Source organism: Lutimonas sp., assembly GCF_051011215.1.
Taxonomy (GTDB): Bacteria; Bacteroidota; Bacteroidia; order Flavobacteriales; family Flavobacteriaceae; genus Lutimonas.
In genome coordinates this window covers 1-9,566 of sequence record NZ_JBPCUJ010000066.1, presented here as the reverse complement: position 1 = coordinate 9,566, position 9,566 = coordinate 1, and the positions used below count along the sequence as shown (strand labels likewise).

At 36.3% G+C, this 9,566-nt stretch carries 10 protein-coding genes; 3 read left to right on the top strand and 7 right to left on the bottom strand.

The window, feature by feature from the left end; translation table 11 throughout:
- Positions 1-44 precede the first annotated feature (44 nt).
- Positions 45-428, bottom strand: coding sequence for a response regulator transcription factor (locus ACR2MV_RS06595; RefSeq protein WP_434021114.1), 384 nt, complete (start codon positions 426-428; stop codon positions 45-47).
- A gap of 13 nt (positions 429-441) precedes the next feature.
- Positions 442-783, bottom strand: a complete 342-nt coding sequence (locus tag ACR2MV_RS06590; RefSeq protein ID WP_434021113.1) for a hypothetical protein — start codon at positions 781-783, stop codon at positions 442-444.
- Between the two features lie 381 nt (positions 784-1,164).
- Here ACR2MV_RS06590 and ACR2MV_RS06585 point away from each other — a divergent pair, with 381 nt between their 5' ends.
- On the top strand, positions 1,165-2,379 hold the full coding sequence (locus ACR2MV_RS06585) for a hypothetical protein (protein WP_434021112.1): 1,215 nt from the start codon (positions 1,165-1,167) through the stop codon (positions 2,377-2,379).
- Positions 2,380-2,459: 80 nt separating this feature from the next.
- Positions 2,460-2,906: a Na(+)-translocating NADH-quinone reductase subunit F gene (locus ACR2MV_RS06580; RefSeq protein WP_434021111.1), complete on the top strand. Its 447-nt coding sequence runs from the start codon at positions 2,460-2,462 to the stop codon at positions 2,904-2,906.
- Positions 2,907-3,131: 225 nt separating this feature from the next.
- On the opposite strand, the gene mscL is transcribed toward ACR2MV_RS06580, so the two are convergent.
- Positions 3,132-3,575, bottom strand: a complete 444-nt coding sequence (gene mscL / locus ACR2MV_RS06575) for a large conductance mechanosensitive channel protein MscL (protein WP_434021110.1) — start codon at positions 3,573-3,575, stop codon at positions 3,132-3,134.
- A gap of 117 nt (positions 3,576-3,692) precedes the next feature.
- On the opposite strand from mscL, the gene ACR2MV_RS06570 reads away from it, so the two are divergent.
- The gene (locus ACR2MV_RS06570; protein ID WP_434021109.1) at positions 3,693-4,232 is read left to right on the top strand and encodes an HD domain-containing protein; all 540 of its coding nucleotides are present in this window, start codon (positions 3,693-3,695) and stop codon (positions 4,230-4,232) included.
- 11 nt (positions 4,233-4,243) lie between these two features.
- Here ACR2MV_RS06570 and ACR2MV_RS06565 read toward each other — a convergent pair whose 3' ends face one another.
- The 4 genes from ACR2MV_RS06565 to ACR2MV_RS06550 form a co-directional block, all read right to left on the bottom strand.
- Positions 4,244-6,562 (bottom strand): chondroitinase-B domain-containing protein, encoded by a 2,319-nt coding sequence (locus ACR2MV_RS06565; RefSeq protein WP_434021108.1) that lies wholly within the window; start codon positions 6,560-6,562, stop codon positions 4,244-4,246.
- A gap of 10 nt (positions 6,563-6,572) precedes the next feature.
- The gene (locus tag ACR2MV_RS06560; RefSeq protein ID WP_434021107.1) at positions 6,573-7,820 is read right to left on the bottom strand and encodes an NRAMP family divalent metal transporter; all 1,248 of its coding nucleotides are present in this window, start codon (positions 7,818-7,820) and stop codon (positions 6,573-6,575) included.
- 129 nt (positions 7,821-7,949) lie between these two features.
- Positions 7,950-8,615, bottom strand: a complete 666-nt coding sequence (locus tag ACR2MV_RS06555; RefSeq protein WP_434021106.1) for a bifunctional 4-hydroxy-2-oxoglutarate aldolase/2-dehydro-3-deoxy-phosphogluconate aldolase — start codon at positions 8,613-8,615, stop codon at positions 7,950-7,952.
- A 9-nt stretch (positions 8,616-8,624) separates the two neighbouring features.
- Positions 8,625-9,566 (bottom strand): PfkB family carbohydrate kinase (locus tag ACR2MV_RS06550; RefSeq protein ID WP_434021105.1); only part of this gene is annotated, 942 nt, incomplete at its 5' end.

Sequence of the window (9,566 nt, the reverse complement as noted above, 5' to 3'; positions counted from 1 at the left end):
ACAATACCCCGTGTAAGGTATTTTTAACTGAAAGCATTAATTATCTATTCATTTGATTTTTTAGTCTTCAGAATACCATGAGCCTCGCAAAAATCTGATAGTTCTTCTATATTATGGCAAGCTGATTTTCTTAATATATTTTTTCTGTGTGTCGCCACGGTATGTTGGCTGATATATAATTTATCGCCTATCTCATTACTTGTTAATCCAGCGCATAGCTCTGCAATAATTTCATGCTCCCTTTTCGTAAAGTAATTGTGATATGCCTGGTATATATTTTTATTGAAAGCATCTTTATCTAGGCCTTCTGCCTTAAAGGAAAAACTGACGTTTGTAAAATCGTGCGCAAAAGTAACGTCTGTCAATTTGGTAACTGATTTCATTCGGTTGCCTACTGTATCTAAATCATAGATATACGATTGGCTCATGACCGTAACGTAATCACCATTCTTTTTTTCGACGGTATTTTAGGTATAAGGAATTGCCTTTGCTATGAGAAGGATCTTTAATGGTATGAAGTATTGATTCTCTAATTACTTTTGAAATAGTTTCTTCATCATCCGGGTGATAGGTATCTAAGAGTAAAGGAAGTGACATCTCCTCGTCAGAATATCCTAAGAGATTTTGAAAGCCTTTCTTATGCAACAATTGATTTTCATTAAAATCAATCACATACATACACTCATTTTTCATGATCAAAAAATCATCAAACACAGATTGCTTTTGTTCTAAACTAATATTGTTCTCTAGCAGAGATTGAATCATTACAAAAAAATCTTTCATTCAATTCAATTTAAAAATTTACCTTCTTGATCCATCTTTTAAATCTATCGAATCTTAATACTCAGTAAAAGTAAATTCTTCTTAAGAAATAATTATACGGCTACCCGTAAATCGATGTATATTCAAAATTTAATATCCTAAAAAATCAAGTTAAAAACTCGGGGGAATAGTGAATGTACACTTGATTCTTATCTTTGGTAAAATTAAACCGTATATTTGAGTTAATTATATACTCGCATAATAATGAGATTATTTTTTTTACTTGTATTTATTGGCCTTAACACTTATTCTCAAAAAATAAACATAGGGGATTTAAGGGGTTGTCTAAATTCATCTCTAGATACTCTCAACCATACTTTTGAGCTGTATTATGCAGATAAAATGGTGACAATTGACTTAGAAAGTTTTGAAAAAAAAACAATTACATTACAATTCGAAAATGAATCTGAAAAGGCCTTGATTCCGCTCTCCTACTATCCACTAAGATTTGAAAACTTCGTCTATTTTGTGCAAGGTCAGGGCGGTATGGTCTTTACGATTCAAAATGATACGATTAAAAGAATTGACAATTCCTATGACCATGGGATGCAATATGGCGCCAGTATTTTTAAGCATAATAACACCGTCTTTAAATATGGTGGCTATGGCTTTTGGTCGGTACGGGATTTTTTTACTTATTATGACAAAATGCAACATGAGTGGGAGGTATACCATCCTATCGAATCTGCAACAATTCCCAAAGGACTTCATGGCTCCTTTTGGATCAAAGACGCCTCGCGATTTTATGTTTTTAATGGTCAATATATCAATGAGAATAACAGAAGACAGAACTTTAAAAACACTGAGCTCTGGTCATTTGATTTTTCAACGAATACATGGAATCTTTTTGGCAGGCATGATTTTATAGATATGACACATAAAACCGTGGCATTCAAAAATAAGTTGCTATTAATTACCAGGAACAATCTTATTCAAATTGATATAAAAAACAACCTTAAAACTACCTATTCGCACAGTCCTTTAACAGCTCAGTTAAATAGTATGAGGCATGTTACCTTTTTTAAGGGCAAGTTTTATATGGTCCTCATTAATAAGACTGGCAGTTATCTTACCATTACCGATGAAGAAAGTTTCTTTGGGACCATTGAAAAGGAAGAAAAATTTTACAAAAACACTTCGTATTGGTTTACACGCATACTTTTATACACTGTCGTTTTGTCGTTTATTATTTTGATGTTCTTAATCTCTAAGCAAAGGCTCATCAAAATGAACAAATTACAATTGCTCGACAATGGAATCAAATACAAAAATAAATTCAGCGAAATTGAACCTGAATCAATGGCCATATTAAAATTACTATTAAAAAACAAGGAAGTTCCTTCTTCTGAAATATTAAAAATAGTTGAGAAACAACAGTATAGTCCGGCCCATAATGAACGTATTAAAGTTCAAAAAATAAACGATATCAATATCAAAATAGCAACTTTACTCGGAACAAAGGAAAACGTGATTACCAATGTTAAATCTAGCGCAGACAGAAGAATTCGACTTTACAATCTGTCTAAAAAATACTTTAATTTAAAAACCGTTAAATAAATTATTTTCTGATTTCAAACATCTCAAAATTATTTAGCTAATTTTTAGTATCTTAAAGCATCTTTTAAATATATACCAAGATGTTAAGCCAGAGATTAGATATTGCACTCAACAAATTGTACACCGCCTATTATAATGAGGAACTCAATCCCGAAAATTGTTGTCATTGCGCAGTTGGAAATATCTGCGACAATATTGATGCCTGGAAGCATTTTACAGATACTCACGGTTCTGTGAAACTAAATTATCTCGGCCGTTTGAACGAAGTCTTAGGCAAAAGGATCAATGGCTATTTACCCAGTGAATTACTTTATTTAGAAGCGGTATTTTTAAAGGCTTGTGGTTATTCCTTAAATTCCAGAAACCAACTGCTCAAACCAGCAGCAGTTATTGACCAGGAAATGATGTTTAAAGGGCTTTGTGCCACTATAGATTATCTGTGCGCCCTTGATGGCGTTGAGAATGTGATGGAGCTTTATAAGCGTTTTGATTTAACTGCAAATCGCAAAGGAAGTGCCGTTTATTAAGATTGATTTTTTTGAATTCTGAATATCGAAAAAGGAACGTCCAATGTCGAAGTTTCCTTACTCAAATGTACATTCCGACTTCTTACATCTCACCCGCCTGAAGCAGGCAGGCTTCACTCTGAACTTCATGAAATTGTAGATTCAATGAAGCTTCTTAGTGAATACTTCAAAATTCCTTGTTCGACATTCGATATTCGACCTTCAATTTCGTCTCTCACTGCCGCCTTAACTCTTAGTCTCCAAAATCTTATTCTGTTCTTCCATCAAATCGGTAAGTTTACTCAATAATTCAATGTTTTTTGGCGTAACGACGGTAGCATCCTTAGTGTCCTCAGCCTTCTTAATAAGTCGATTCATGAATTTCACCACAATAAAAATGGTGAACCCAATGATGAAGAAATCTATGCCTGCTTCAAGTAATGCTCCATAACCAATAGCCACTTCTGCTTTTGTTTCGACCCCATCAGCTCCGACAATAGCATCCTTTAAAACTAATTTTTTGTCGGCAAGGTTGGTATTACCAGACAGCAAGGATAAAGGGGGTAGCATTACCTTTTTGACCAACACATCGATCACCTTATTAAACGCAGCCCCAATAATGATACCAATGGCCATATCCATCATGTTTCCTTTGACAGCAAAGTCTTTAAATTCTTTAAAAAGTTTCATTTTTTTCTATTTTTAAGTGGCCAAAGATATCTGTAAAAGCCTTTAGTTCAAAACCACGGCTACTAATTCTATGAGTTTACAAAAAACGGTATCTTTAACTAAACCCAAATTTAACGTATGGATTTACAGTCCCTTTATCAAAAAGCCATCAATTTTGCCGGTGAAAAGCATGCCAACCAAAAAATTACAGGGAGTGAATCCAGTTATCTGGTGCATTTGTCGAATGTGGCGATGGAAATACTTTTAGCAAGTCAACACCGTCATGATTTTGATGTAAATTTTGCGGTTCAGGTTGCTTTATTGCATGATGTCATAGAAGACACTCCCACAAGCTTTGAGGAAATCAAATCAGTTTTTGGATTTCAAATTGCTGATGCCGTATTGGCCCTTTCTAAAAATCCTGATCTAAATCCTGAAGAGCGAATTCCTGATAGCCTGGCGCGAATCCGATTGCAACCAAAAGAAGTATGGGCGGTAAAACTTGCTGATCGAATAACCAATATGCAGGAACCTCCTGCTCATTGGGATAAAAATAAACGTATCGCCTATCAGGTAGCGGCCCGAATGATTTTGATGCAGTTAAAAGATGCCAATCACTATTTGGAACAAAGGTTAGAAGATAAAATCCTTGCCTATGATGCCTATATCGAATCCTAAAGAAGTTTCGTCTAATAAAGCAACCTCAATTTTAGATTCTCTTCTACTTTAATCTCTCCTGAATTTTCAAGTGTATTGCCTGAATGAGAATTGTTTTTGGCTCCCCATAAAAAGGCAGCATATTTTACCGGATTGTTTGTAAACGTATTATTCGAAATATCGACGTTCACAATTCCATAGGTACTGATTAGCACCTCATTTTTCACCTTAGAACCGCAATTATTAAATGAACTATTCTTTAGAGATAAATTTCCCCCAATGGTCGACTCATCATAGCCACCGCGATAGTAATCAATAGGACTTCCTTGAATATTCCTAAACTCACAGCCATCAACTAAAAGATTTTCAACATTGTAATCTCCCTTATCGTTTGTTTCTTCTGCCAACTCAATTCCAAAACTACAATCTGAAAAATGAGAATTACTAAATACGATCTGATCAGAGAAGGATTCTTTATAGGCCTTGAGAATGTATTTAAAATCATTTACCTCTAAACCATCCGCGTGAATATTATAGAGGCTGGACATGTTCTCTTTTAAGGAAGCAAAGGCCATTTGAGAGCCAGATCCTTCCAAACGTAGACCGATTAATTCTAAATCTCCTTTTGGATGCATCTCAAACAATGCTATGTCTTCTCCTCCCTTAAATTTAAGTACTGGTTTAGTTTCTTTGTTACTGGATTTTATAGTGATTTTTTTGTCGATAATCAAAGATACAGCTAGGTTGTATGTTCCCGAACTTAATACCAAAACATCTCCATCATCCGCAGACTTCAACGCTTTTGCAATGGCTCCTTTCCCTTTTTTAACCTGGATAATTCTCGCTTTCTTTTCGAATCCTTCATTCGAATAAAAAGTTGTTCCGTATTTTGACTTATTCAGGAAATCAAGCTCTTTCTCTGGTGAAGATACCATAGCTCCTGCTTTGTTAGAATCTAATCTCGAAGCCCCGAAAATATCCTTTGTGATTTTCTCAAATTCAAATCCAGGATACAAACTTATTTCCTCAGACTCAAGATCCGGCATAAAGACAACATCACTTATCTTTGTAATAGGAAAATCATCCGAGCTAAGACCTGAATTCTCTTTAAATGAAACACCTTGATTGTTGATCAGGTTACTCTTAAACAGTACTCCATCAATTGAATCGTGGGCCACAATCGGACTTGAATCTCCGTTTTCATTATAGATAAGATTATTAGCAACAAGAGTTCTTTTGGCCCTGGCTGACCTGATTTCTGAAGCAGGTAGAACATCCTTTTGACTTATATTGGTTCCTACTCCAAACTGCCATGGAGATGAGCAATTAACATAGGTATTAAAAGCAACGACAACATCTGTTACCTGGTTATATCTGTTTAATGGTGATTTTGGAATTCCATTCATAACAGCCAGAGGGCTCCGAAAACTACTTCCTTTTAAATTATAGAAGTAATTATTAACGACCCAATGACCTGTATTTATAATTCTGATTCCACCCATCTGCTCTGAGTTTTCATCTCCAATAAAATAATTACCATCAATGATACAGTAATTACCGTGCCTCATAACCAAAGAACCTTCAGACTTGTAAAAAACATTGTTTCTAAATTCATTGAAATTCGTTTTACTGGATATGACTTCTACTTCACCATCGCATCTTTCAAACAAATTATTGGCTACTAAGGTATTACTGGGTGACATCGAAGTAAAACTATTTCCTAACTGAATGGTTTCCCCGCTTGGGCCACCTTTAGGAGGTCTTGGCCCAAAATGATTATTCGTTATCTGATGGTAGTTTCTAATACTCCTGTTTCCTTCGATATCTACCCGTATCGTTGGTCCACGATTCGACTTTCCGGCAATATAGCAATGATCTAAGGTATTATGCCGACCGTGAAACTCAACCCAGCGATCAGCCCGATCTCTTTTTAACTGGTTATATTCAAGTATCACCGAGTTGGTTAAACTGCAATGATTCGCTACTGTATCCTGATGGGTTCTGAATTCAACAACAACATTTGATGGGGTTTGACCGTTTCTAAAAAACAAGCCACTTGCAATTAGATAATCCCCCCCAAATTTCAAATCAGATTGCCCTTCCAAAAAAACTTTTCCGGGAGTCTCTGCTTTCAATGAAATAGGAGCACTTTCGGTTCCTTTTCCTCGAAATTTTATTTGAACATCCTTCCAAATACCATTTTTTAAAATAATCTCATCTCCTGGTTTTGCATTGGCAATGGCCTCATGCAATTCTTTGTTATTTGTTACTAACTTTTGTTTGTCATTAGTAGGGGTTAAGCTTGAAAATATAAAAATCAAGCATAAAAAAAGGAATGTATATTTTTTCATTTTTAATATTTTAATTAAAATAAACCTGCAGACCTAGAATACCATTATAGGAAATGATACAGGAAAATAATAAAGCAACGACCAAACCTATGTTAACCCCGACACCCGTTTTATAGGTTTTCATCAAGGTTCTGTTGTTGACTAAAATAATAATCCCCAAGATGACCAAGGGTAAAACAAACACATTAAAAACCTGTGATAAAATCTGAATTTCGATTGGATTCGCTCCCAATACCGGAGAAATTAAAGCTACCAAACAGGCTATTCCGGTAATAATCCTGAATTGGGTTGAGTTTGTATCGAGCTTACCAGATTGGTAATCCGCTAATAACAAAGGAGCAATCAACAGGCAAGGAAAAATAGAAGAAAGGCCTGCACTCAAGGTTCCAAAGAAAAACAAGGTTGTGGCAAATTTTCCGGCAATCGGTTCAAGCGTATTTGCCATATCTAAGACCTGAGTCACAGTTTTACCCTGATGATACAGAGCTCCTGAAGCAACTGCCATAACCGCACCACTAATAGCAAAAACCAAAATAGCAGCTATGATAGCATCTTTTTTCTGTTGATCCAGTTGTTTGATCCCCCATCCTTTTCCTTGTACAAAAAGTGGTCTCGATAAAAAGGTAGCAGCAGCCATGGTGGTGCCTACAAAAGCAGCTACCATTAATTTTCCACCTGGTACTTGAGGAATTGAAGGAATCATACCTTCAATTACTTCTTTTGGTTGAGGATATACCAGGAATAAAGAGACTAGAAAAGAAAGCCCCATTATACTCACAAATATGACCAGTATTTTTTCAAAAAAAGTATATTTTCCTACCCATAACAGAGCATACATGATTCCAATAATCAAAACGGAAATGATAATGACCGAAGCATATTTATAAGCTCCAATTGAGGGAACATAAAGGTTGATCAACTCAAATATAATATTGGAAGAAATTCCTAAGATTCCCATTAAACTATTCCATTGACCAAAACTGACTCCAATGATGATTAGAATGGCAATAATTTTACCGCCTTTTATGTATTTTTTAAAACTAAATAGAGCCGTTTCTCCTGTTATCAAGGCATAATTTCCATAAACAAACATTAAGAGTCCTGAAAAAATACAACTTAACATCAACACCCACAGCAACTGCATATTAAACCTGCTTCCAGCTACGATCATCGAAGTAACACTGCCTGTGCCAATTGTGTAACCAATGGCGAATATCCCTGGTCCAAAACCAAGAATCAGAGCAATTATCCTGCTCAAAAAAGAGTGTTTTTTTGATGAAGTTCTGGTATCAGGCATGCTGATCAATAAATTATATTTGATGTAAATAATAATCAGCTACCACAAACACGTTGGCATTTGTAATAACTGATTTATCTATTTAGGCAATCATTTGACCTCTTCAATTATTTTGATAGATCCTGCTATCAATTTTTGAATCTCTTTAAGGTCAAAATTTCCTTGTGAATCTTTTTTAATAAGCTTAGAACCCATGCCCACACAGGTTACCCCTGCATCAAACCAGGCTTTTAGATTTTCCTTGGTCGGAGAAACACCACCTGTTGGCATGATCGAAGTCCAGGGCTGAGGACCTTTGATCCCCTTCACGAAATTCGGCCCATAAATATCGCCAGGAAAAAGTTTGACAATTTCACAGCCTAATTCTTCAGCTCTGGCAATTTCCGTTAAGGTACCACAGCCCGGAGACCAGAGTACTTTTCTCCTGTTGCAGGCAATGGCAATATCTTCTCTCAATACTGGGGTCACAATAAAATTGGCACCCAAAGACATAAATCTTGAAGCCGCTGCAGCATCTGTTACTGAGCCTACTCCCATCACCATTCCCGGTAATTCTTTATTGACATATTTTACCAATTCACCAAATACCTCGTGTGCAAAATCACCTCTTGCAGTGAACTCTAATAAACGAGCTCCCCCATCATAACATGCCTTTACAACTTGCTTACTTATTTCCAGATCTGGATGATAAAACAAAGGCACTAAGCCAGTTTCTTTCATCACCTGAGCTACTTCTAATCTTGTATATTTTGCCATATCAATAATTTATCTGGCAACACGTCCAGAGGCATCACCGCCCATTAATTTTTCAACTTCGGCCACCGTTACCAGGTTTGCATCTCCTTTGATGGTGTGCTTTAAACAGGACGCTGCTACTGCAAAATCCAATGCATTTTGATCGTCTTCAGGATAGGTCAATAAACCATAGATCAATCCTCCCATAAATGAATCTCCACCACCTACACGATCCACGATATCCGTAATCTGATACTGTCGTGTTTCAAACATTTTCTTTCCGTCATAGAGTACTCCGGCCCAGGTGTTATGTGAAGCCGATATAGATCCTCTTAACGTTGTAATTACTTTTTTAGCTTTAGGAAACTTCTCCATCATTTGCTGGCATACTGACAAGAAAGCCTCGGCTTTTACATCATGACCTTGTGTTGTAATATCAAGTCCTTCAGGTTTGATTCCAAAATGCATTTCTGCATCCTCTTCATTTCCTAAAATGATATCGCAATAAGAAGTTAACTCTGTCATAATAGCCTCTCTGTCACCTCCATATTTCCATAGCTTGGCACGGTAGTTTAAATCCGTAGAAATGGTAATACCTAAGTCACTTGCTGCTTTTACTGCTTCTAAACAAACATCTGCAGCTCCCTGAGAAATGGCTGGTGTAATTCCCGTCCAATGAAACCATTCAACACCTTCAAACACCTCAGCCCAATCGATCATACCTGATTCGATCTCTGCGATGGCCGAATGTGCTCTGTCATAGACTACTTTGGATCCTCTCGAAACGGCACCCGTTTCTAAGAAATAGATTCCCAATCGATCACCTCCATATACAATTTTATCAACACTTACTCCGCGCTTACGCATCTCCATCATGGCACATTCACCAATATCATTTTTTGGCAACCTCGTTACAAAGTCTACTGAGACTCCATAATTAGCAAGTGAAACCGCCACATTTGATTCTCCTCC